The 23023-nt window shown below is 33.5% G+C and carries 22 protein-coding genes; 6 read left to right on the top strand and 16 right to left on the bottom strand.

What is annotated here, in order from left to right:
• Positions 1–7 precede the first annotated feature (7 nt).
• The 3 genes from lpdA to truA form a co-directional block, all read right to left on the bottom strand.
• On the bottom strand, positions 8–1396 hold the full coding sequence (gene lpdA / locus EKL97_RS05000) for a dihydrolipoyl dehydrogenase (protein ID WP_126556235.1): 1389 nt from the start codon (positions 1394–1396) through the stop codon (positions 8–10).
• Positions 1397–1579: 183 nt separating this feature from the next.
• Positions 1580–3334 (bottom strand): ABC transporter ATP-binding protein, encoded by a 1755-nt coding sequence (locus EKL97_RS04995; RefSeq protein ID WP_126556232.1) that lies wholly within the window; start codon positions 3332–3334, stop codon positions 1580–1582.
• Positions 3335–3419: 85 nt separating this feature from the next.
• On the bottom strand, positions 3420–4190 hold the full coding sequence (truA, locus tag EKL97_RS04990; protein ID WP_126568336.1) for a tRNA pseudouridine(38-40) synthase TruA: 771 nt from the start codon (positions 4188–4190) through the stop codon (positions 3420–3422).
• Positions 4191–4485: 295 nt separating this feature from the next.
• Here truA and EKL97_RS04985 point away from each other — a divergent pair, with 295 nt between their 5' ends.
• Positions 4486–4983, top strand: coding sequence for a metallophosphoesterase family protein (locus EKL97_RS04985; protein WP_126561791.1), 498 nt, complete (start codon positions 4486–4488; stop codon positions 4981–4983).
• Here EKL97_RS04985 and EKL97_RS04980 read toward each other — a convergent pair.
• The 3 genes from EKL97_RS04980 to EKL97_RS04970 form a co-directional block, all read right to left on the bottom strand.
• Positions 4958–6685, bottom strand: coding sequence for a tetratricopeptide repeat-containing sensor histidine kinase (locus EKL97_RS04980; protein WP_126568335.1), 1728 nt, complete (start codon positions 6683–6685; stop codon positions 4958–4960). The genes EKL97_RS04985 and EKL97_RS04980 overlap by 26 nt on opposite strands.
• Positions 6686–6827: 142 nt before the next feature.
• The gene (locus EKL97_RS04975; protein WP_126568333.1) at positions 6828–7490 is read right to left on the bottom strand and encodes a response regulator; all 663 of its coding nucleotides are present in this window, start codon (positions 7488–7490) and stop codon (positions 6828–6830) included.
• A 143-nt stretch (positions 7491–7633) separates the two neighbouring features.
• A complete protein-coding gene (locus EKL97_RS04970) occupies positions 7634–8047 on the bottom strand; it encodes a DUF4293 domain-containing protein (protein WP_126460610.1) in 414 nt (137 codons plus the stop codon).
• A 181-nt stretch (positions 8048–8228) separates the two neighbouring features.
• Between EKL97_RS04970 and rho the strand changes: the two genes are divergently transcribed.
• Complete coding sequence (gene rho, locus EKL97_RS04965) at positions 8229–9989, top strand: transcription termination factor Rho (RefSeq protein ID WP_126568332.1); 1761 nt, start codon at positions 8229–8231, stop codon at positions 9987–9989.
• 103 nt (positions 9990–10092) lie between these two features.
• Here rho and EKL97_RS04960 read toward each other — a convergent pair whose 3' ends face one another.
• The 3 genes from EKL97_RS04960 to EKL97_RS04950 all read right to left on the bottom strand — a co-directional run bounded on the left by EKL97_RS04960 (position 10093) and on the right by EKL97_RS04950 (position 14649).
• Entirely contained in the window at positions 10093–11349 is a 1257-nt protein-coding gene (locus EKL97_RS04960; RefSeq protein ID WP_126460616.1) for an RsmB/NOP family class I SAM-dependent RNA methyltransferase, read from the bottom strand.
• A 141-nt stretch (positions 11350–11490) separates the two neighbouring features.
• The gene (locus EKL97_RS04955) at positions 11491–13452 is read right to left on the bottom strand and encodes a KUP/HAK/KT family potassium transporter (RefSeq protein WP_126460620.1); all 1962 of its coding nucleotides are present in this window, start codon (positions 13450–13452) and stop codon (positions 11491–11493) included.
• Positions 13453–13569: 117 nt separating this feature from the next.
• Positions 13570–14649 (bottom strand): hypothetical protein, encoded by a 1080-nt coding sequence (locus tag EKL97_RS04950; protein WP_126568330.1) that lies wholly within the window; start codon positions 14647–14649, stop codon positions 13570–13572.
• 115 nt (positions 14650–14764) lie between these two features.
• Here EKL97_RS04950 and EKL97_RS04945 point away from each other — a divergent pair, with 115 nt between their 5' ends.
• Positions 14765–15826 carry a sialidase family protein gene (locus EKL97_RS04945; RefSeq protein ID WP_126568329.1) on the top strand — a complete coding sequence of 354 codons (1062 nt, stop codon included), beginning with the start codon at positions 14765–14767 and terminating at the stop codon, positions 15824–15826.
• Between the two features lie 68 nt (positions 15827–15894).
• On the opposite strand, the gene EKL97_RS04940 is transcribed toward EKL97_RS04945, so the two are convergent.
• The 5 genes from EKL97_RS04940 to EKL97_RS15785 all read right to left on the bottom strand — a co-directional run bounded on the left by EKL97_RS04940 (position 15895) and on the right by EKL97_RS15785 (position 19032).
• The gene (locus tag EKL97_RS04940) at positions 15895–16353 is read right to left on the bottom strand and encodes a sensor of ECF-type sigma factor (RefSeq protein WP_126556214.1); all 459 of its coding nucleotides are present in this window, start codon (positions 16351–16353) and stop codon (positions 15895–15897) included.
• Between the two features lie 36 nt (positions 16354–16389).
• The gene (locus tag EKL97_RS04935; RefSeq protein ID WP_126568327.1) at positions 16390–16806 is read right to left on the bottom strand and encodes a hypothetical protein; all 417 of its coding nucleotides are present in this window, start codon (positions 16804–16806) and stop codon (positions 16390–16392) included.
• 33 nt (positions 16807–16839) lie between these two features.
• Complete coding sequence (locus EKL97_RS04930; RefSeq protein WP_126568325.1) at positions 16840–17382, bottom strand: RNA polymerase sigma factor; 543 nt, start codon at positions 17380–17382, stop codon at positions 16840–16842.
• 64 nt (positions 17383–17446) lie between these two features.
• On the bottom strand, positions 17447–18568 hold the full coding sequence (locus EKL97_RS04925; RefSeq protein ID WP_126568324.1) for an SRPBCC family protein: 1122 nt from the start codon (positions 18566–18568) through the stop codon (positions 17447–17449).
• A gap of 275 nt (positions 18569–18843) precedes the next feature.
• A complete protein-coding gene (locus tag EKL97_RS15785) occupies positions 18844–19032 on the bottom strand; it encodes a hypothetical protein (protein ID WP_126460641.1) in 189 nt (62 codons plus the stop codon).
• 83 nt (positions 19033–19115) lie between these two features.
• Between EKL97_RS15785 and EKL97_RS04915 the strand changes: the two genes are divergently transcribed.
• On the top strand, positions 19116–19502 hold the full coding sequence (locus EKL97_RS04915) for a nucleoside triphosphate pyrophosphohydrolase family protein (protein ID WP_126455620.1): 387 nt from the start codon (positions 19116–19118) through the stop codon (positions 19500–19502).
• A 96-nt stretch (positions 19503–19598) separates the two neighbouring features.
• Here the strand turns inward: EKL97_RS04915 and EKL97_RS04910 are convergent, their stop codons facing one another.
• Positions 19599–20666, bottom strand: a complete 1068-nt coding sequence (locus EKL97_RS04910; RefSeq protein ID WP_126460644.1) for a branched-chain amino acid aminotransferase — start codon at positions 20664–20666, stop codon at positions 19599–19601.
• 297 nt (positions 20667–20963) lie between these two features.
• On the opposite strand from EKL97_RS04910, the gene mnmD reads away from it, so the two are divergent.
• The gene (gene mnmD / locus EKL97_RS04905; RefSeq protein ID WP_126568322.1) at positions 20964–21626 is read left to right on the top strand and encodes a tRNA (5-methylaminomethyl-2-thiouridine)(34)-methyltransferase MnmD; all 663 of its coding nucleotides are present in this window, start codon (positions 20964–20966) and stop codon (positions 21624–21626) included.
• A 165-nt stretch (positions 21627–21791) separates the two neighbouring features.
• On the top strand, positions 21792–21989 hold the full coding sequence (locus EKL97_RS04900) for a hypothetical protein (RefSeq protein ID WP_126455626.1): 198 nt from the start codon (positions 21792–21794) through the stop codon (positions 21987–21989).
• A 30-nt stretch (positions 21990–22019) separates the two neighbouring features.
• On the opposite strand, the gene EKL97_RS04895 is transcribed toward EKL97_RS04900, so the two are convergent.
• Positions 22020–22961, bottom strand: a complete 942-nt coding sequence (locus EKL97_RS04895; RefSeq protein WP_126568320.1) for a LysR substrate-binding domain-containing protein — start codon at positions 22959–22961, stop codon at positions 22020–22022.
• Positions 22962–23023: the final 62 nt, after the last annotated feature.

Genomic DNA, 23023 nt, shown 5'->3' with positions numbered 1-23023 from the left:
TTACAATCTATAAATGTATTACCTCACCATACGCATCAGCAACCGCTTCCATAACCGCTTCACTCATGGTTGGGTGTGGGTGAATTGATTTTAAAATTTCGTGTCCTGTAGTTTCCAGTTTACGCGCTACAACTGCCTCAGCAATCATATCGGTAACTCCGGCTCCAATCATGTGACATCCTAACCATTCTCCGTATTTAGCATCAAAAATTACTTTTACAAAACCATCTGGTGTACCGGAAGCTTTTGCTTTTCCGGAAGCTGAAAATGGGAATTTACCAATTTTTAATTCGTATCCTTTTTCTTTAGCTTGTTTTTCAGTCAAACCTACAGAAGCAATTTCAGGAGTGGCATAGGTACAGCCCGGTACGTTTCCGTAATCGATAGGTTCCACGTGTAATCCTGCAATTTTCTCCACACAATTGATTCCTTCGGCAGAAGCTACATGTGCTAGTGCTTGTCCTGGCGTAACATCACCAATAGCGTAATAACCCGGAATGTTAGTTTGGTTGTAAGCATTTACCAAAATTTTATCTTTGTCAGTAGCGATTCCTACTTCTTCTAATCCTATGTTTTCAATATTTGTTTTGATTCCAACAGCCGAAAGTAAAATCTCAGCTTCTAACACTTCTTCTCCTTTTGCTGTTTTTACATACGCTTTAACACCTGCTCCAGTGGTATCAATTTTCTCAACAGAGGAACTGGTCATAATTTTGACACCTGCTTTTTTCATAGAACGCTCCATTTGTTTCGAAATGTCTTCGTCTTCAACAGGAACTACATTAGGCATAAATTCTACAATAGTTACCTCGGTTCCCATAGAGTTGTAGAAATGTGCAAACTCTACTCCAATCGCTCCAGAACCAACGATAATCATTGATTTTGGTTGTGTTGGTAATGTCATTGCTTGACGATATCCTATTACTTTTATACCATCTTGAGGCAAGTTTGGCAATTCACGAGAACGTGCTCCAGTAGCGATAATGATATGATCTGCACTGTATTCAGTAATTTTATTGTCTTTGTCCGTAACATCAATTTTTTTTCCTGGTTTTAGTTTTCCAAAGCCATCAATCACATCGATTTTATTTTTTTTCATCAAGAATTGAACCCCTTTGCTCATTCCGTCAGCTACGCTGCGACTGCGTTGTACAACAGCAGGGAAGTCTTTATCAAATGATGAAATAGTCAATCCGTAATCAGAAGCGTGTTTTAGATAATCAAAAACCTGAGCTGATTTCAGCAACGCTTTCGTCGGGATACAGCCCCAATTCAAGCACACACCACCTAAATTTTCTTTTTCGATTACGGCTACTTTAAAGCCTAATTGTGATGCTCTAATAGCTGTAACATAACCACCTGGACCACTTCCTAAAACTATAATATCGTATTTCATTTTTATGTGTTTTTCTTATTTAATTGATTGGGCGAATTTAAGGATTTATTCTGTTTTGAGAAAGTTTCAAACTAATAAAGTAGCAAACTAACTAATTTTCAAGAAAACATCTTTGTTTTAAACAAATTGCAGAAGTGTAAATCGATCTTTGTTTTTGTAACTGCTATTCCTTTGCAGCAAAAACTAATTTGCTACCGAAAACTGAGAATCATACAAATTCTTGTAATACCCACTTTCGCGGTTGATTAATTCCTGATGCGTTCCTTGTTCTACAATCAGTCCTTTGTCCATTACCACAATTTTATCAGCATTGACAATCGTGGCCAAACGGTGCGCAATCACAATCGAAGTTCTGCCTTTAGTAATGGTTTCTGTAGCACGCTGAATCAATTCTTCAGAGTAGGTGTCAATCGATGAAGTAGCTTCATCTAGAATCAAAATACTTGGATTACTCACATACGCTCTCAAGAAAGCAATTAATTGACGCTGACCGGAAGAAAGCATAACGCCGCGTTCCTTCACGTCAAAATCATAATTATCCGGTAAGCTCATAATGAATTCATGGACGCCAATATTTTTGGCTGCAGCCAAAACCTGTTCCCGATTAATTTCAGGATTATTCAAGGTGATGTTGTTGAAAATAGTATCGGCAAAAAGGAAAACATCCTGCAATACTACTGCAATTTGTTTACGTAAGGAACCTAAAGTGTAATTCTCAATATTGTGATTATCGATGTAAATAGAGCCACTGTTGATTTCGTAAAAACGATTCAGTAAGTTAATGATCGTAGATTTTCCGGCACCTGTAGACCCTACGATGGCAATCGTTTGACCGGCACTTACCTCCAGATCGATTCCTTTTATTACTTCTTCATCCGGAATATATCCAAAACGGACATTCTTGAATTCGATATCTCCTTTAAAAATTGGAGCTTCAATAATTCCGGTATCCTGAATTTGATCTTCGGTGTCTAAAATGTCAAAAACACGGTTTGCCGCAATCATTCCCAGTTGCATCTCGTTGAACTTATCAGCAATTTGGCGCAACGGGTTAAACAACATTCCAATGAACATTGTATAGGAAAATAAATCCCCAAAAGTGGTAAAATTATCTCCGTTCAAGATCTTGATGCCGCCATATAGTACAATAAAACCAAGGGTTAAGGACGAAATGATATCTGCAATAGGAAAAAATATGGAGTTATACAGAATGGTTTTTATCCACGCTTTTTTGTGCTTGTCATTGATATTTTTGAATTTGTTGTATTCAATTTTTTCACGATTAAAGAGTTGTACAATCTTCATTCCTGTCACACGTTCCTGAACAAACGAGTTCATGTTAGCGATTTGATTTCGCACTTCTTCAAAAGCGACTTGCATTTTACGCTGAAAAATTCGGGTAAAATAAACCAGAATGGGCATTGCAATAATTACGATCCAAGTCAGTTTCCAGTTCATGTAAAACATGAAAATCAGTACTACAAACATTTTCATCAAGTCACTGATAATCATAAACAAACCCTGACTGAAAATACGAGCAATGGATTCTATATCCGAAACCGAGCGTGTCACGAGCTGACCTACGGGAACGTGATCAAAATATTTCATTCGGAAACTCAAAATGTGTTGAAACAGTTTTGTCCGAATGTCTTTTACAATATCCTGACCGAGCCAGTTTGCCCAATACACAAAGTAAAACTGCGAGAATACCTCCAGCAATAGTACAATACCCATCAGGATCACATACAATAATAATCCCTGTTGGTCTTGGGTCGAAATGTAACCATCTACAGTTTGTTTCAATAAATACGGGCGCAATGCCGCAAATACTGATAGCGAAACGGCAAAAATAATCACTCCGTTAAAACGCCATTGATAGGGTTTGGTAAATTTTAATATTCGTTTGAATAATCTAGTATCAAATGCTTTTGCTTTCATGTTTTTTGGAGCTGTTTCCTGCTATTCGTTGCAATCTTTTATGTTTTTAAAGAAAAACATAAAAGGATTTTCACTACTATCAGGGCTATTGCGTAATGTAATCGTAATCTATTTTGGTTAAATACAAACCATGTGCCGGAACCGAAAAACCAGCTTTATCTCGGTTTTTACTTTCTATGATGGCAGTAAAATCAGCCAGTGTACTCTTGTGTAATCCTATATTTACTAATGTTCCCACAATGGAACGAACCATATTACGTAAAAAACGGTTGGCAGAAATGGTAAAAATCAAATTGCCGTTTTCTTGTTTGTCTGCGCCCTGTTCAGCTGTGCCTCGAGTCCAATATGCTTCAAAAATAGTGCAGTCAAAGGTATTTACATCTGTGTTGACTTTTGAAAAACATTGAAAATCAGTGTGATTGAATAATAGTTGCGCCGCTTCATTCATCAAATCAATATCTAATTTTTGATGGAAATACCAACTTTGTTCTTGCAAAAAAACATCTTTGAATGTATTGATGTGATATTCATAGGTTCTTTTAGTGGCATCAAAACGAGTGTGCGCTTCATCGTGTACTGGTATAATGTCATAAATAACAATGTCTTTGGGCAAGTAGGAGTTGAGTTTGTGCAGTAAACTTGGAATATCAATTGGTGTTTCAAAATCAAAATGGGAATACATTTCTTTGGCGTGAACCCCGGTATCCGTTCTACCGGCGCCCATAAGATTGATGGTTGTGTTCAATAGCACCGAAAACGCTTTGTTCATCGTTTCCTGAACAGAGGCAGCATTGGGTTGGTATTGCCAGCCGTGATAATGGGTTCCGCTGTATGCTAATTTGATAAAATATCTCAAGTGAATTTTTTTGAAGCCACAAAGATACTTATTAATTTTTTTGCCACGAAGTTGCCAAGGTGCAAAGTTTGTTAAGTTTCGATTTGATTTTTTATTTGGAATTCGAATGTATATTTTTACCACAAAATCGTAGCCCAGATTACTTCACTAAACTTTTATTTTCATAGGAGTTCAGTGAATGTAAATATTTGTAGTGGAAATCCTTTATTGTTTTTTCTTTAAAAACAATAAAGATTGAAACGGATAGCTGGAAATTGCTTCAGATTACTTCGTACCTCGTAATGACACTATAAATATGAAAAAAATACTTTTGCTTTCTGACACGCACAGTCATATTGATGATACCATTTTGAAATATGTTGCATTGGCTGACGAAGTTTGGCATGCGGGTGATATAGGCGATTTGGCCGTGACTGATGCGATACAAAAGCTGAAACCGTTGCGCTGCGTGTATGGAAATATTGATGATGCAACGGCGCGACTGGAATTTCCGTTACACAACCGTTTTATGTGTGAAGGCGTTGATGTTTGGATTACGCATATTGGTGGTTATCCGGGGAAATACAATCCCAATATTAAAGCGGAGTTGGAAGCCAATCCGCCAAAATTATTTATTTGTGGACATTCTCACATTCTAAAAGTCATATTCGATAAAAAACATAATTTATTACACATGAATCCTGGTGCGGCGGGAAAAAGTGGTTTTCATCAGGTGCGAACGATGTTGCGTTTTGTGATTGAAGGAGATAAAATCAAAGATTTGGAAATTATTGAGATTGAAAAACGGGTCTGATTATTTTTTTTTGATAGGTGATGGGTACTATTATTTTTATGGTTGTACCGAAACCTATTTTGGAGTTTATGACAATAGTTCCTTTCAGATTATTGATTCGTGCTTTGATTTGGTTGATGCCAAAACCTTCAAGGATATGAAATTTACTAGAATCAAAACCTTGTCCATTATCCATAACATTGACATTCAGAAAATCATTATCTTCGTGAATGCTTAATTCTGAACGTGTTGCCTGACTATGTTTTATGGTATTGTTGAGGATTTCCATAATTATGAAATAAATTTTAATTTCGAAATCTTCATCATAACGGGTTTTTCGATCTACGGAACTTGCGTATTCAAAGTACAGAATGGAATTGGAGTTTTTTTCACACAAATCGTCTAATGCATCAAATAATCCAAAACGGGCTAAAAGCGAAGGCATCAGTTCGTGGGATAAATCCCGTACTTGATCGTGTGCTTCTTCAAGAATAGCCTTAGTTTTTATGATTTCTTGTGCTGAATATTGATTTTTAGAGGTATACGCATGAAGATGTAGTCCTGCTGATGAAAGTAAAGCACTAATGTTATCATGCAAAAATGCCGCAATTTTTTTTCGTTCTAATTCTTGTCCGTTAATGGATGCGTTGATCATGTTTTCCTGAACTTTGCTTTGTAAGTCCTTTAGTTTGTTTTTTTGTTTTAGTTGTGTGTTTTGAGAATAGAAGTAAAAAAGGATGAAAAATAGCAGTAGAACAGCAATTAGTACAATCACAATTTTTTTATTTCTGGATTGTTCTTGCAGTAAAAAAAGTTGTTTTGTTTTATATTCTGTTTCGATCTTGTCGATTTCTCTTTTGTACTCATCAATTTCAAGGTTTATGCCAGCAACATTCGCTTTATTGTGTTTTTCTTGGTCGTTTAGTTCCTCAGTAATTGTATTATATCGGACTAAATTTTTATAGGCATTTTTATAATCATTGTTTTTCAATAAAAATTTAGAAAACTCTAGGTGGGAATATGATAAATCAGATTTTTCAGTTCCTTTAATTCCTTTTTCAATTGCTTTTTGGAAAAAATAATGGGCTTTTTTAGTGTTGTTTGTATGGCTATGATACATGCCGTTGAGCATATTTAAAGCTACAATTGTAGACTCGTCTCCATGTTTTTTGTGGTGTTTGTTGATGTAGTTTAAATAGGGAAGCCCTTCTTGATAGCGATCATTGTCGAAATAGGCCCACGTCAAATTGAGTTTTGTAAATATAATTTGTGCTGAATCTTTTGTTTTAGTGCTGTAATGCAGTGATTTTTTATAATAATAAATTCCTTTTTCATATTGTTTTTTATCAAAGCAATAGATATTTCCTAAATTATTGTTTAACCAATTTTTTAAAACATCATTATTAGTTTTATTAGCGTATTCCAGTCCTTTGTTGTAGTAGAAAAAAGCTTTGTCAGATTCCGATAATTGATCAAAATTAGCAGCAATGGTATTATAAGCTCTTGCTATCAGGTTGTTGTCCTTGATTTTGATTGCTTGGCTCAAAGCAAGTCTCGATTGTATTAAGGACTTCTCGTAATTACCAGCTTTCATATGCTGATTAGCTTCTTTTGCTAATGTTAGAGCTTCCTTTTTTGGAGTTTCTTTCTTTTGAGCACAAACAAAACTACCAGTGAGGTTCAATAGTAAAACTAAGACTATAGCAATTTGTTTCTGAGACATAAATAATTGAATAGATTGGTTATTTCTGGTTTTTTAAATCCGCCTTATTTTTCAAAATAAACTGACTTTAAATCAAGATTAAATTGGTTGGTTTTCTTTTTTTTAATTAAAAAAACAGCATTTAAGTTTCATCTAAATCCATTCAGGATTTGATTAATTTATTTTTAAGGGCATATTTCACTAGGCTTATAGAGTTTTTTGCGCTGAGTTTTTTCATTATGTTTTTGCGATGGGTCTCTACGGTATTAACACTAATAAATAATTGATCACTGATTTCTTTGCCGCTATATTCTAATGAAATCAGGATTATGATTTCCAGTTCTCTTTCGGTTAAAAGTGAATTTGGACTTGGGACTTGTTTGTTTAGTTTTGGATTGTCTTTAGTTACGGTACTGAATATTTTTTCTCTAACAGATTTACTAAAATATTCTTCATCATTAGTAACCGCTAGAATGGCTTCAACTATATTTTCTCCGGCACATTTCTTTGTTAAATAACTGCTGCAGCCTAACTTCATGACTTCTTTTATTATTCGTAAGTCATCATAACTGGACAAAATGATAACCTTACACGGAAACCCTTTTTTAGCAAATTCTTTGAGGACCTCAATGCCGTCTTTTTCCGGCATGTTAATGTCTAAAACAAGGATATCTGCTTTATTATTTGTGACTTCCTCATAAATATTAGTGCCGTTTAGGGAATATCCCACTACTTCAAATGTAGGGATTGTGTGTAATAAAGTTCTAATTCCATCAATAAGAATTTGATGGTCATCAGCAAGATGAATCCGTATTTTTTTTACCATGTTGTATTTATCATTTCCAAATTTATAAAAAATATTCAGCTAAATTTTAAATTATAAGGTTTTTATTGCATTGCAGATATAAAAAAAAACCCGAATTGTTACATTCGGGTTTCCTTCGCACTAATAAACTAAAATTTATAGGTTTACCTCAATCTGTCCACAGATTTTACAAGATCCTCATCCTTTTTGATTGCTTTATTGGCCAAAACCAATAATACGATAGCAGCTACAGGAAGAAACATCCCAATACCTTTCTCCGAAACAGCAGGTGTTTCTCCAGATAGATTTAGTGAACGATATACAAACAATCCTAATAAAATCAAATTTAATATGATATTCAATCTGCCAATAACAAACTGATTTTGTCTTTTTTTATAGGAAACAATACTAAATAAAGTCAACGTAGTACTCAATCCCAATAGTATAGTATACACTTGACTTTGCATAAAATAAAATGCCTTACCGGTATCCATTGTCCATAATGGAATAAAAAACAGTAAAATACCTGTTACTACAAATACGAGTAGTAAATAAATGGTTTGAATTCTTTGTATCATTTGTTAAATATCTACCACAAAAATATATTTTCTTTTTTATAAATACTATTGTATCATTAAATTTTATTCGTAATATTGCATCATAATACCGTAAGCACTTCATACTGCGGTTGATTCATTTTAATGTTTACTACCTATCTTTTACATTATTTTCAAAATTAATTAAACTCCTAGAACATTCATGTTTAATATTTCTGCATTAAAAGAAATGAAGCTTTCTGAGCTTCAAGAAATAGCTAAATCAGCTAAAACCATAAAATTTAACGGTGTAAAAAAAGAGACTTTAATCAGTCAGATTTTAGCGCATCAAGAGGCTAACGTTGATTTAACATTAGAGACAAAAACCAATAGTAATCTGGAAGAGGATAAACCAAAAAGAACCAGAATACTGCCTGTAAAAAAAGTTGCTATTCAAAAAACGATGAAAAATTCATTTTTTGAAACCGAAGAAAATTTGACAGCATCTTCTGTTTCCGTTGAAGACCATTCTGTTGAAATATTGCCAGTTGACAAAGACGACGATTCCTCTTCTGTTCAGGAACTTGAATCCGGAGCTAAAAAAATAGGAAAGGTGATTAAGTTTAATAAGTCAGCGTACGAGAAAAAAATTGCTTTAAAAAAGGATAAGGAAGAAGGCAAAGAAACAGCAAAAGAGACTGATGCAGAAATCACAGCACAGGAGAAAGAAGAAGTTTCAGCTCCGGTTAAAAAAATAAATCCAAACCAATTACACAAACAAAATCCTAATCTAAGTCAAAATGGAAATGGGAATCAAAATCCAAACTTCAAAAACAAAAAAAATAATTTTGCTGCTTCTGATTTTGAATTTGATGGAATTATAGAAAGCGAAGGTGTGCTGGAAATGATGCCGGACGGCTATGGTTTCTTGCGTTCTTCGGATTACAACTATTTAGCGTCGCCGGATGATATTTATTTGTCGACTTCTCAAATCAGATTGTTCGGTCTTAAAACCGGAGATACTGTAAAAGGTGTAGTTCGCCCACCAAAAGAAGGAGAGAAATTTTTTCCATTAGTTCGGGTTTTAAAAATAAATGGACACGATCCTCAAGTGGTTCGCGACAGAGTTTCATTCGAACATTTAACGCCTGTTTTTCCATCAGAAAAATTCAAATTGGCAGAAAAACAAAGTACGATTTCAACACGAATTATCGATCTGTTTTCACCAATAGGAAAAGGACAACGCGGAATGATTGTGGCGCAGCCAAAAACAGGTAAAACCATGTTGTTGAAGGAAATTGCCAATGCTATTGCGGCCAATCATCCTGAAGTATATTTGATTGTTTTATTGATCGATGAACGCCCGGAAGAGGTTACGGATATGCAACGTAGTGTGCGTGGTGAAGTAATTGCTTCTACATTTGACAGAGAACCACAAGAGCATGTTAAAATTGCGAATATCGTTCTTGAGAAAGCAAAAAGATTGGTTGAATGTGGTCACGATGTAGTGATTCTATTGGATTCCATTACACGTTTGGCCAGAGCGTATAATACGGTTCAGCCTGCTTCAGGTAAGGTATTAAGTGGTGGTGTGGATGCAAATGCATTGCAAAAACCAAAACGTTTCTTTGGAGCTGCCCGTAATGTAGAAAATGGGGGTTCGTTGAGTATCATTGCTACTGCATTGACTGAAACCGGCTCGAAAATGGACGAAGTTATTTTTGAAGAATTTAAAGGTACTGGTAATATGGAATTGCAATTAGATAGAAAAATTGCTAATAAACGTATTTTCCCAGCTATCGATTTGACTTCTTCTAGTACCAGACGTGACGATATGTTATTAGATCAAAAAACATTGCAAAGAATGTGGATCATGAGAAAATACCTTTCGGATATGAACCCAGTAGAGGCGATGGATTTTATCAATGATCGTTTCAAGAAAACCAAGAATAATGAAGAGTTTTTAATCTCAATGAATGATTAGGGATATTACAAGAGAATAGAATAAACAAAACAGATCACACATAAAAAAATCCTCGATTTATTCGAGGATTTTTTTTTGAATTCTAGAATCTTAAATCTAGATATTATATTATTTCTTTTTGTACTCTTTTTTCTTTCTGTTCTGAGCTTTCTTTACGTTCTAATAAAGCCATATAAAATCCATCAAAACCTGACTCTGAAGCCAATATTTTTTGGTCTTTAATAAAATTGAATTGTTTTCCAATGTCAGTTGTCAGGAAACGAGCAATTTGATCTTGATTTTCGGAGGGTAGTATAGAACAAGTAGCATACACTAATTTTCCGCCGGGTTTTACAATTTTAGAATAGCTTTCTAAAACTTCCGATTGTACCTTACGGATGTTGTCGATGAATTCCGGTTTCAATTTCCATTTAGCGTCCGGATTTCTTTTCAGAACGCCTAAACCACTACAGGGTGCGTCAATCAAAACACGGTCTGCTTTTTCGTGTAATTTTTTGATGATTTTTGTAGAGTCAATAATTCGGTATTCAATATTGAAAGCGCCGTCTCTTTTGGCCCTGATTTTTAATTGCTTTAATTTGCTTTCATACAAATCCATAGCAATTAATTGTCCTTTATTTTCCATCAAAGAAGCAATGTGCAACGTTTTTCCACCAGCACCTGCGCAGGTATCCACAATACGCATTCCTGGTTTTACATCAAGAAAAGCAGCCACTAATTGGGAGTTGGCATCCTGAACTTCAAAGAAACCTTGTTTGAAAGCATCAGTCAAGAAAACATTGGCTCTTTCTTTTAAAACCAAAGCATCTGGTTGATTTTTTAACGTTTCTGTTTCAATGTTTAAATCCATCAAAATAGCACGCAGCGCTTCTTTGGTTGTCTTTAGCGTATTTACCCTTAAGATTACTTTAGCAGGCTGGTTTTGAGCTGTAATTTCAGTTGCCCAAACTTTTTCGCCTAGTTCCTTAACTCCTAATTCGTCCATCCAGTCCGGAATAGATTCTTTTAAAGCTCTCACTTTTGAAAGTTCGTCAAAACGTCCTTTTATTTTTCGTTCTGGAGTGCCTTCCAGCTGTCGCCAATCCGGAATAGGATAGCCTCTTAATACGGCCCAAACAGAAAACATTCTCCAAAGATTATCTCTGTCAAAGGGCTCTTTTACTTCGGCTATTTCTGCGTATAATCTTTTCCAACGCACAATTTCGTAGATGGTTTCGGCAACAAACTTTCTATCAGAACTTCCCCAACGTTTGTCTTTTTTTAAAGATCGGGCAACTACTTTATCCGCATATTCTCCTTCGTTAAAAATGGCGTTCAAAGCGTCTATTGTTGTGTAAACTAAATTTCTGTGTAATCTCATTTTAAATAATTGAGGTGCAAAGGTACTATTAATTGATTGAATGTTATATTTTAAATAATGAATGTTGTTTTTAAATTTTTCGACATAAAAAAACACTGTATTATTACAGTGTTTCTTGGAGGATTAAAAAAACAGAAAGAATTATTTTACTCTTGTCAATCCAATGTTCTCAGGAGCATGGAGCACCATTGGAAATTGTTCCACTTTTACGGAACTGCTATCCAAACCAAAGGCTCTTTCTTCAGATAAACTTAATTTTTTAATGAAGAAATAGGAGTTCATAATTATTTTTTCGTGCCAACGTAAATCACTGTCATTGGAAAGGAATTTTTCGGATAATACAAATTTGAAATCACCTATGATATTATTTTTATTCAAAGATTCGTAGCGGCTGGTTATATCTACTTCTCCTTTTTGCACCATATCCCGGATTACCTCTCTAAACATCAGATTTATTTTTGTGGGTTCTCTAAAACCAAGATTAAAGTCTACACGATACAAATCATCTTTGACAATTTCAGTTACTTTATATTCGGTTTTATAAGGTTCAGTCAATATATTCACGTGAACAAACCAATAAATATCAGCTCTTTTGGGTCTTTTTTGTAAGATGGAATACATTACTTTTTCTTCGATCTCGTCAATTCTACCGGCATTAGTCATATATACTAAATGTGTTGCGTATTTAGGAATGGATAAATCAGCACTTAACTCCACTAGTACTTTTTTGTAGTCCTCAATTTTAACAATTTTGGTGTAACTTTTGTTAATTTTTTTGGCCAGGTACCAAATAGTCATTATACCTATTAAAGTGATTGCTATAAAAAGCGTTACATAGCCACCTTCAGCAAACTTCGTAACATTAGCTGCGAGGAAACTAAATTCGATTATTAGATAAATAGTAATCAATGGAACTATAAAATATAATTTCACTCTTTTCATTATCAGGTAAAAATTCAGTAAAATAGTGGTCATTATCATACACAAAATGATCGCCAGTCCATAAGCATGCTCCATATTACTGGATTCTTCAAAGTGCAGTACAATTCCAACGCAACCAATAAATAATAACCAGTTTGTAGACGGAATGTATAATTGTCCTTTTAATTCTGTAGGATATTTTATTTTTACTTTTGGCCAAAAATTCAATCGCATTGCTTCATTTATCAATGTAAATGACCCGCTGATTAAGGCTTGTGAGGCAATAACAGCTGCTAGAGTAGCAATTATAATTCCTATAGGCTGAAACCAGTCCGGCATGATGAGATAGAATGGGTTTCCATTTTTTCCTCCTAAAGTTTGTAATGTCTCTCCTTCGTGGCGAATTAAATAGGCGGCTTGTCCAAAATAATTCAACACTAATGCAGTTTTTACGAAAATCCAGCTAATTCGGATGTTTTTTCGTCCGCAATGTCCCATGTCTGAGTATAATGCTTCAGCTCCTGTTGTACACAGAAATACAAAACCTAAAACAAAAAAACCTTCTGGATGGATGGTCAATAAATGATAGGCGTAGTAAGGATTGATTGCTTTTAAAACTTCGGTGTGTTGTGAAATTTGTGCGATTCCAAGTATCGCTAGCATCCCAAACCAAATAAGCATCATTGGAGCAAAAAATTTACCGACTAACTTGGTGCCGAATTGCTGGATAGAAAAAAGTACAAAAAGAATACTTATTACAATTGGAATGGTATTGATTTCTGGATAGTACGTTCTTATTCCTTCAACTGCTGAAGATACGGAGATGGGTGGCGTTATGATTCCGTCAGCTAATAAAGCACTTCCTCCGATTATAGCCGGGACAATCAACCACTGAATTTTTGTTTTTTTGACCAAAGCATATAAAGCAAAAATTCCGCCTTCGCCATGATTATCAGCGCTTAACGTGATTAGTACGTATTTGATTGTGGTCTGCAGTGTAAGGGTCCAAAAAACACACGATATTCCACCTAAGACAATATCCGAATTAATAATGTGGGTGCCAAGTATGGCTTTCATTACATACAATGGTGAAGTTCCTATGTCACCGTAAATTATTCCTAATGAAATTAATAAACCTCCTAATGTCCATTTACTGTGCAGGTCTTTGTGCGATACGCTCATGTGTAATTTTTAAAAAACTTTTCAAATTTACACTTTTAAAATAAATTAGCGCTTTTTATCCGATAAAAAAGAAACACGGTTTAGGGAGCCGTGTTTCTTTTTTTGTATTTAAGATTTTTAGGAGCTTCTATTTTCATTTTTTGAAGAAGAATTGCCTCTTTGAGATTCCGTTCTCTGAGGACCTGATGCTCTTGATGTGTTGCCTCTGTTTTGAGATTCCGCTCTTTGCGGTGCTGCTTGCCTGGAAGGACTTGTTCTGTTTTGAGAATATTCTCTGGATGATTGAGCTCTTTGCGGTGCTGCTTGTCTGGAAGGACTTGTTCTGTTTTGAGAATATTCTCTGGACGATTCCGCTCTTTGCGGTGCTGGTTGTCTGGAAGGACTTGTTCTGTTTTGAGAATATTCTCTTTGCACTATTGCTCTTCTATTAGAATAACCGGTTTCATTTCTGGATACTCTTCTTTGATCTAATTCATGGCGGTTATTTACAGTACTATTTCTTCTGGAAAAAGACGCATTTGGATGTTGTCTTTCATATCCGTTTGAACGTCTTGAATTGTGTAAAACTACTGCACGATTACTTCTACGGTTATTGACATAGTTATAATTGTTGTTGATATTCAAATTAATGTTTATGTTATTTATGTATCTAAAAACGGGAAATGGATTCCAAGCATAATAATAGGACGGATAATAATTCCAATTCCAAGTGGAATAGTAAGGGCGGTAATTAGTAGACCAGAAGGATGCATAAATTACTGGAGTACTGTAATAAACTGGCTCATAAATGTAATTTTGTCCATACATAAATTCATTACCAACTATTTGTACATGAATTTTATTGTTTCTGTCTTTCTCAACATCAATTGTTGCAACATCTTGGTAGATATCTTCATCAATCACTGACTGAACGATGATTAGATGGGTTCTGTTTTCTACCGTTTCAATAATCCGTAAATAGTCAACTTCATTATCATTATTCAAATCTAAATTTGATATTTGCAGCTCAGGATCATTAAGGCGTCTTTCAAAATCCTGCAGGTCTCTAGAATCACCAAAGATATCAGCAACAGCTCTCAGATCAAGATTATCACTGATTTCGGCATTCACAGCATTTACGTATGTTCTGTTTTGTGCCTGTATTTGTGTTGCGAAAACAGCGGTCAACAGACTCAATAGTAATAGTTTCGTTTTCATAATTAATTGGATTAAGTTTTTCCTTTTTTTCAATATCCAATTACTGTGCCAATATAATTTGGGTGCTATTTGTATTTATATTATTAATTGTAAATTAGCCTTAAAATGTACAAAAATGAAAAATATTTTTTTAATGCTGTTGGTTTTAAATGGATTTGTATCCTGTAAAACAAGTGTTTATAAGTCGGAAAAGTTACATAACGTTAGTTTTCAGTCCGTTGAAATTGATACCTTATTTCAAGATCAAATAAGTATCAGAGCGATTCAAATTGATAAAAACAAAATCTGGTATGCTGCTGATAAAGGTAGATACGGGTTATATAATTTAGATACCAATCAAAAAATAGAGCACAAAATCACCAAGGATTCTTTGATACTTGATTTTAGGAGTATCGCTCAAACAGCCAATCATATTTTTATTCTCAATGTGGCAAATCCTGCAGTGTTGTATCAAATTTCAAAAGAGGAAAAGGATTCACAAATAGTATATCAGGAAAGCCATGAGAAGGTCTTTTATGATAGTATGCAATTTTGGGACGATACAGAAGGTATTGCTATGGGAGATCCAATCGCTGATTGTCTTAATATTATTACAACGCGCGATGGAGGCCGATCATGGAATAAAATTCCGTGCGATAAATTACCAAAAGTGATGCAAGGCGAAGCTGCTTTTGCGGCAAGCAATACTAATATTGTAATTAAAGGGAATAATACATGGATTGTTTCTGGTGGAAAAAAATCAAGGGTTTTTTATTCTCCTGATAAAGGAAAGTGTTGGACCGTTTTTGAAACTCCAATGGCACAAGGAAAGGCAATGACCGGAATTTTTACTGCCGATTTTTATGATGCAAAAATCGGTTTTGTAGCAGGAGGGGATTATGAAGATCAAAACCAGAATTTTTCCAATAAAGCCCGTACTGCGGATGGTGGGAAAACATGGGGGCTTATTTCTGAGAATCAAGGATTTGGGTATGCTTCCTGTGTGCAATATATTCCTGAAAGCAATGGTAAGAAACTCGTTACTGTGGGGACTTCAGGGGTTTATTACTCCTCGGATGGTGGTGAATCATGGCAACAAATAGCAAAGGATAAAAGTCTTAATACGCTCCGGTTCATAGATAAAAAAACGGCTGTTGCTGCAGGGAAAAATAAAATGATTCGGATCAATTTTAAATAACAAAAACATCCTAAGCTCAAGTTTTTACTTGTGTTTAGGATGTTTTATCGAACTAATAAAAAAAGATGTTATTTTTTATGCGCTTTGTTGCGGTATTGTTGCAACAGCTTTCTATTGAAGTCTTCCTCTGCTTTTTTAAGTTTTAAAATTTTTACAGATGGTAATATTTCTCTCAAATTTTGAACAAATTTCTTCCGTAAAAAAAACAATTCTTCTTCGGTTTCTTCTATTTGAACTAAAAATGAATTGGATTCTTTCTCCGTGATTTGATCTAAAGATCCATCATTCATTCTTCTCATGAAACTTTTCATTTTCTGATGTCTTAATTCAAATTGTTTGTCATCAAACAGGTTGTAAATAGGCCAGAATTTTTCGGCTTCACTAGTGGTCAAGTTTAACTCAGTCGTCAAAAAGGCTACTTTCAAAGCTTTAATTTGTTCTTTTTTCTCTTTCATGTTTTCATGTTGACCATAAAAATTAAAGGAAAGAAGTAGCAACAGTATTGGGAATATTTTTTTATATTTCATTTTTGTTTTATTTATTGTAATCGGTGAACGCGTTTTTTATTCTAAAAGAAGATGCTCCAGATTAGCATTTTCGGATAAATGATCCTCTATAGTTTCATCTTCTAAAACTTCATTATCTGCTTTAATATTATTGATATCTTCGGTTTCTAATTCACTTATTAAATCATAAGGGTTTACACTCGATTGATAGGTTAAATAATTTTCCAGAGTGAGCGTGTCTATTTCGTTAGGGTTGCTTGCTGACGGGCTTAAAACAGGAATCATCAGGGCTATTACTAAAATTGCTGCAACCATTAGAATCCTGTTTTTTCTTTTTTGAAAAATAGAAAATACTTTTGGCTCCTCTATGGGTAATTGCTTCATCATTTTTGCTGAAAAATTTTCAAAATAATGGTCAGGAATCTTAAATCCAGTCTCAATTTTGGGCTCGTTTTCTAATTTAAATGTTTTCATACTATTCATTAGACAGTGGTATTGCAAAAAGGTTTAATTAGTAGATACAAATGCTTCTATTTTTTTTACAGCAAGGTGATAGGAAGCTTTTAATCCTCCAACTGAAGTGCCTAAAATAGCAGATATTTCCTCGTATTTTAGTTCTTCAAAATATTTCATTTTAAAAACTAACTGTTGTTTTTCAGGTAATAAAGCAATTGCTTTTTGTAATTTTAGTTGAATTTCGTTTCCATCAAAAAACACATCAGCTTCGAGATTATAAATAGTTTTACTTTGTAAAATTTCAGACGATACCGTATTGATTTTTGATTTTTGTTTCAAAAAAGTCAATGCTTCATTAGTAGCAATACGATACATCCAAGAGAAGAGTTTACTGTCTCCTTTGAAATTTTTTAAATTTTGAAATATTTTGATAAAAGTATTTTGCAAGATATCATCTGCGTCATCGTGATTTAAAACAATGTTACGAATGTGATTGTATAACGGTCTTTGATACTCTTGTAACAACTGCTGAAACGCTTGATTTTGTGTTTTAGAGTTCAACAAGTTATTTATATATTCCTGTTCGTCTTGCAAATTTTTTATTTATGAATTTAGAATACTCTTTATCAAAAAGGTTTAATTCGGAGGAAAGATAATATTAAAATTCAGATTGTTCTTCTTCCTTTTTTTGTGCAGGTTCCGGTGTTTTTACCGCTGGAGGTTTATTGATTGCTGCTGGAGCAAAGACTTTAACAGGAATTACTTTTGGTTTTATTGGAAAGTAAATGTCAGTAATCCACTTTGATGGATTTTTTATTTCCGCTTTGCCGATGGTATAGTTCTCTAGGTGTGAAAATTTAGTGTCAATACTTATTTTGTTAGCATTGCTGTACGCTGTTGTTTTATCTAGCGCTTTTTTTATGTGTGAATAATCACCGGTTAAGGTTGTTTTCAAGGCTTCGAAAGGTTCGAGTTTACCGGATAAAATATCACTGCCTGAACTGGTTAAAATTTGATTTTTTATAGGGATACAAAAAGACAATCTACTCAATCCATTTACTGGATCGTAAGTGTGATAAATAATAAAAGGCTTTCCATTCAATTCTATATTGTTTTGTTCACAAAAAAGAATGATTTTTGGAAAAACGATTCGGGCATTTTTAGTGATATTTGAAATTTTGCTTGTAAAAGTTTGGTGCAAATAAAAAGTTGCTAGTTTTTTTACCACACCTTTTACCTTTATTTGATGGGTATTTATCTCGTAAACTAGTGTTTTGTCTAGATTAGCCAAGCTTTTTTCCTGCATGGCACCTATAACTGTATCGATACCGCCGTTTAAAGCAGCAGTGATCTTCATAACGAAACTCATTTTTCCGGCGGTTTTCCAGGTGACCTTTGTTCCACCAACCGTGTCTTTTAAACTCAAGAAAACGGATGATACCCCTCCGTTGTAATTTATTTTTTGAGAAATACTTTCATTTTCTTTTACAAAAACCGTTTGCATATCCCCTTTGACTTCTTTTCCTTCCCAAGTGAAGGAAGCTCCCTTTCCTACAGTGTTTTTAGGATAGGTGATTATAATTTCAGGATCTTCAACGATCCAGGCACCAAAATCCTGCCAATTTTTATAATCATTAACAAAATTAAATACCGTTGATTTAGTAGAATTAATAACATGACTTCTTTGTACAGTGAATTCCCCTTTTTGTGTAGCTACAAAAATGGATAAAGCCACTAAACTAAGCAGCAACAAAAGAAATAAATATTTTATAATCCTCATGATATCTAATTGTATTAATTTTTGTAAAGTTAAAAATTTAATTTACAAGTCGCCAAAAGTGTTAAATAAAAAAACGCGACTTAAATATTTTAATTGAATAGTTGTTTTACGAAAGGAATACTATGGAAGAAGGAGTTCTAGAATAAAATTTATAGGGGACATGTTCAGGCAGACTATTTGGCACATTGCACTAATTAGCAATTAGGATTTGTTTTTAAAATAAGAAAAGAACAAATTAAAAAAAGTCCTCTTTTCAGAAGACATTTAAAAAAAAACTAACGTTTGAAAAAGACTTTTATCAAAAATAAAATGCCAATAAAAACTCCAAACCCAATTAAAATTTTATAATTTCCTTTATAAAATTTTCGGTGTAACGCTAAATCTTTTCGGTAGGCATAAATCATTGCAATACTGAATGCAACAAAAAAAAAGCCGGCAAAAATGAATTGTCCCTGACTAAACATACTTTATATTATTTTTGACAAATTTAGCTATTTGTTTAATAATAGTTTGCTAATTTGTATTTTCATTTAATAAAATTTAAATTATGCAAAAACAAATTAATGCCGTCAAAGAATTCCATACCGCTTTCAAAATTGGGCATAGCGAAACTCCAATAGCCGGCTTAGCTGAAACCAAACATATCCTTCGTTTCAATTTGATGAAAGAAGAGAATGAAGAATATTTAGAGGCTGTTCAGAATAATGATTTAATAGAAATTGCCGATGCATTAGGCGATATGATGTACATTTTATGCGGAACGATTATTGAGCATGGACTGCAAGACAAAATAGAAGCCGTTTTTGATGAAATTCAACGTAGTAATATGAGTAAGTTGGGTCAGGATGGGGAGCCTATTTACCGTGAAGATGGTAAGGTCATGAAAGGGCCAAATTATTTCAAGCCTGATTTCTCTAAAATAATTGGTAAATAGAGGTAGAAATTTCAGAAATTCTTTGATGATGTGTATGATATAAAAAAGCGATTTTCACACTGAAAATCGCTTTTTTTTAATTTTTAAATCTTTGAATTATACTTTAACAGTCCAGCCAAAAGGATCCGCATCTAATTTATTTTGGATATTTTCTAATTTAGTTTTCAGTTGCAAAGCCATTGTGTTTTCAATTTTTGGTAATTCATGATACACATCCTGATAGGAGAATCCTGAAATGGGACTTACCACAGCAGCTGTTCCTGCACCAAAAATTTCTTTTAAAGTTTCGTTTTTAAATGCCTCAACAAGTTCAGATACTAAAACTGAACGAATTTCTACATTTATACCTTCACTCTTTGCTAAATCAATCAGTGTTTTTCGAGTAACACCATCAAGTATTCTTTCACTTACAGGAGCCGTTAATAATGTGTCATTTATTCTAAAAAACACATTCATCGTACCGGCTTCTTCTAATTTTGTGTGTGTGGCATCATCAGTCCAGATTATTTGTTGAAAGCCTTCTTTATTTGCTAAATTAGTTGGATAAAATTGGGCTGCATAATTTCCGGCTGCTTTTGCAGCTCCAATTCCACCATTAGCCGCCCTGCTGTAATGCTCCGCAATTATTACTTTTACATCACCTGAATAATAAGAGGAAACAGGCGATAAAATAATCATGAACTTATATTCATTTGATGGGTTTGCAATTACTCCGGTACCTGTTGCAATCATAAAGGGTCTGATATATAAGGCATTTCCTTTTCCTTTTTTTATCCATGCTTCGTCTAATTGCAGCAATTGATTTAAACCATTCAGGAATATATCTTCTGGAACTTCCGGCATAGCCATCCTAACAGCAGAGGTGTTGAAACGGCTGTAGTTTTGATCGGGTCTAAAAAGCCAAACGTCATTGTTCTCATCTTTGTACGCTTTCATACCTTCAAAAATAGCTTGACCATAATGAAAAACTCTTGACGATGGATCTAACAAAAAAGGTGCGTAAGGCTTAATGACTGGTTGTTGCCATTCCCCATTTTTAAAATCACATTCAAATAAATGATCTGAAAAAACAGATCCAAAGCTTAAACTTTTAAAATCAACTTCATTTATTTTTGAAGTGGGTGCTTTAATTATTTCAATTTTGCTAGTTTGAGTTGTACTCATGATAATGTATTGTTTATTTTTATATGTTACTACAATTGGGTATTAAAATCTTGATTATGCAAAAAGAACTTTAATAATTGCAAAATTAAATAAAAATCACTAAAATACTTGACAAAACACCATTAATTATAGCCTTTACGTACGATTTATTTATTTTTGAAAAAACAGAAAAAATCAGCATCAATTTTATGGGATTTGCATAATAAATGTACTTTATTTAGGACAATCATTTTAGTTTTGATTAAATTTGGACTGCTCATATAATTATAAAACTTCAAATAACCTCAAATAATAATTTTGAAAAGAGAAATAATACAAACACTTGATGGTTCCACAACCATACGAATAGAGGAATGGGATGAGTGTTATCATTCTAAACATGGAGCCATTCAGGAAGCGCAACATGTCTTTATTAAAAACGGACTTTCCTTATTTCAAAATAAAGCGGTTTCTATTTTAGAAATTGGTTTTGGTACCGGATTGAATGCTTTTATTACCTTATTAGAAGCAAAAAAAATGAATCAGTCTATCGATTATGTTGGCGTAGAGGCATATCCTATATCTCCTGACGAAGTTTTATGTATGAATTATGTTACAGAGTTGAATGCTGCTCAAGAAAGTGACATTTTTATAGCAATGCATCAAAGTGTCTGGGGAGAGAAAATAGCGCTTAGTAATGATTTTTTGTTGACTAAAAGAAAGCAGTTTTTTGAAGAAATTGACGACAACAACACATTTGATTTGATTTACTTTGATGCTTTTGGTTATAGAGTGCAGCCTGAATTATGGAGTACGGATATTTTTAAAAGAATGCATACAGCACTGAAAAGGAATGGAGTTTTAGTGACTTATGCAGCCAGAGGAGTTGTAAAAAGGAGCATGTTAGAAGTAGGTTTTACGGTTGAAAAATTAGCCGGACCACCAGGAAAAAGAGAAATGTTCAGAGCTACTAAAAAATAAATGTTTGTTAAGTGGCTTATTATCAATAATATATTATATTTTTGATCAAAAGTAGTACGAAAAATAAAAAAACTAAAAACTACGTTAAATAACTATGTTCTAGTTGTAAAAAATGTATTTTTACATCACTTTCAATTAAAATCTAACCTAAAATCTTCATTAATTATGTCGAAAATCATGTATGATTATACTAAATCAGTTTTAGAAAGAGTAAGCTTTGATGTTATGCTTTTTAGCAAAGAATTAGAAAAAGCTATTAAGACATTATTGCCCTATGAAATGGATCAATTACGGGAGTGGTTATTAAATTTCACTATTGGTAAACCGGAACTAAAGCACTGTTTACTAATAGTAAATTCATAGTAAAAAAGGAACCATAAACGGTTCCTTTTTTTATTTTTTTGCGATGGGACTTATTATCTGAACATTTTGAAAAACAATTGCTCCTTTTACAACTCCTGTTATGGTATTTCGAAGTGCATCTATTATTTGAATTTTTAATTCGCTTTTAGGAAAAATCAAACTGACTTCTCTTGCAGGCTTAGGTTCTTTAAAATGACGAAGTTTTAGCTTGTCTTTTTCTTTTAAATCTAAGGTATGCAAATAAGGAAGCAGCGTTGTTCCCAGACCTTCATCAGCTAGTTTTATCAAGGTTTCAAAACTGCCACTTTGTATTTGAAAATGGTTGATTTCATTTTTACCAGTACTCTTGCATAAGTTTAAAATTCCTTCTCTAAAACAATGTCCGTCTTGTAATAATAAAATTTCATCCAAGTTTAAATCTGAAACTTCTATTTCTTCTTTTTGAAAATTATGGTGGTTTTCAGGGATGTACGCAACAAAAGGTTCGAAATACAAGACTATTTCTTTAATTTTTTCTTCCATCAAAGGAGTTGCGGCAATTGCAGCGTCCAGGTGTCCATTATTGAGTTTAATAATAATTTCTTCGGTATTTAACTCTTCAATAATAAGTTTTACTTTTGGATATTTTTTTATAAAATTATTTAGAAACATTGGCAATAAAGTAGGCATGATTGTTGGAATGATGCCTAATCTAAATTCACCGCCTATAAAACCTTTTTGTTGTTCAACAATATCTTGTATTCTATCAGCTTCATTGACTATATTTTTTGCCTGGTTTACAATTTTATGCCCGATATCAGTTAGCTGGATTGGTTTTTTGGTACGGTCAAATATTTGAATACTTAATTCTTCTTCTATTTTTTGAATTTGCATACTCAGTGTAGGTTGAGTAACAAAACATTTTTCTGCAGCAAGAGTGAAATTCTTGTGTTCAGCTACTGCAAGTACGTATTTTAATTGAGTAATTGTCATGGTTATAATTATATCTGATACAAATTTAATAAAACAATAACTTTTTATTATAGTGTTTTTCG

Origin of the sequence: Flavobacterium sp. LS1P28 (genome assembly GCF_003970335.1) — a bacterium.
GTDB lineage: Bacteria > Bacteroidota > Bacteroidia > Flavobacteriales > Flavobacteriaceae > Flavobacterium.
The sequence above is the reverse complement of the archived record's forward strand: the minus strand, read 5'-3'. Positions and strand labels throughout refer to the sequence as shown.

Bases quoted from the DNA above. Each gene is read 5' to 3' on its own strand.
- lpdA (WP_126556235.1), bottom strand. From the start codon at position 1,396: ATGAAATACGATATTATAGTTTTAGGAAGTGGTCCAGGTGGTTATGTT.
- EKL97_RS04995 (WP_126556232.1), bottom strand. From the start codon at position 3,334: ATGAAAGCAAAAGCATTTGATACTAGATTATTCAAACGAATATTAAAA.
- EKL97_RS04985 (WP_126561791.1), top strand. From the start codon at position 4,486: ATGAAAAAAATACTTTTGCTTTCTGACACGCACAGTCATATTGATGAT.
- EKL97_RS04980 (WP_126568335.1), bottom strand. From the start codon at position 6,685: ATGTCTCAGAAACAAATTGCTATAGTCTTAGTTTTACTATTGAACCTC.
- EKL97_RS04975 (WP_126568333.1), bottom strand. From the start codon at position 7,490: ATGGTAAAAAAAATACGGATTCATCTTGCTGATGACCATCAAATTCTT.
- EKL97_RS04970 (WP_126460610.1), bottom strand. From the start codon at position 8,047: ATGATACAAAGAATTCAAACCATTTATTTACTACTCGTATTTGTAGTA.
- rho (WP_126568332.1), top strand. From the start codon at position 8,229: ATGTTTAATATTTCTGCATTAAAAGAAATGAAGCTTTCTGAGCTTCAA.
- EKL97_RS04960 (WP_126460616.1), bottom strand. From the start codon at position 11,349: ATGAGATTACACAGAAATTTAGTTTACACAACAATAGACGCTTTGAAC.
- EKL97_RS04955 (WP_126460620.1), bottom strand. From the start codon at position 13,452: ATGAGCGTATCGCACAAAGACCTGCACAGTAAATGGACATTAGGAGGT.
- EKL97_RS04950 (WP_126568330.1), bottom strand. From the start codon at position 14,649: ATGAAAACGAAACTATTACTATTGAGTCTGTTGACCGCTGTTTTCGCA.
- EKL97_RS04945 (WP_126568329.1), top strand. From the start codon at position 14,765: ATGAAAAATATTTTTTTAATGCTGTTGGTTTTAAATGGATTTGTATCC.
- EKL97_RS04940 (WP_126556214.1), bottom strand. From the start codon at position 16,353: ATGAAATATAAAAAAATATTCCCAATACTGTTGCTACTTCTTTCCTTT.
- EKL97_RS04935 (WP_126568327.1), bottom strand. From the start codon at position 16,806: ATGAAAACATTTAAATTAGAAAACGAGCCCAAAATTGAGACTGGATTT.
- EKL97_RS04925 (WP_126568324.1), bottom strand. From the start codon at position 18,568: ATGAGGATTATAAAATATTTATTTCTTTTGTTGCTGCTTAGTTTAGTG.
- EKL97_RS15785 (WP_126460641.1), bottom strand. From the start codon at position 19,032: ATGTTTAGTCAGGGACAATTCATTTTTGCCGGCTTTTTTTTTGTTGCA.
- EKL97_RS04915 (WP_126455620.1), top strand. From the start codon at position 19,116: ATGCAAAAACAAATTAATGCCGTCAAAGAATTCCATACCGCTTTCAAA.
- EKL97_RS04910 (WP_126460644.1), bottom strand. From the start codon at position 20,666: ATGAGTACAACTCAAACTAGCAAAATTGAAATAATTAAAGCACCCACT.
- EKL97_RS04900 (WP_126455626.1), top strand. From the start codon at position 21,792: ATGTCGAAAATCATGTATGATTATACTAAATCAGTTTTAGAAAGAGTA.
- EKL97_RS04895 (WP_126568320.1), bottom strand. From the start codon at position 22,961: ATGACAATTACTCAATTAAAATACGTACTTGCAGTAGCTGAACACAAG.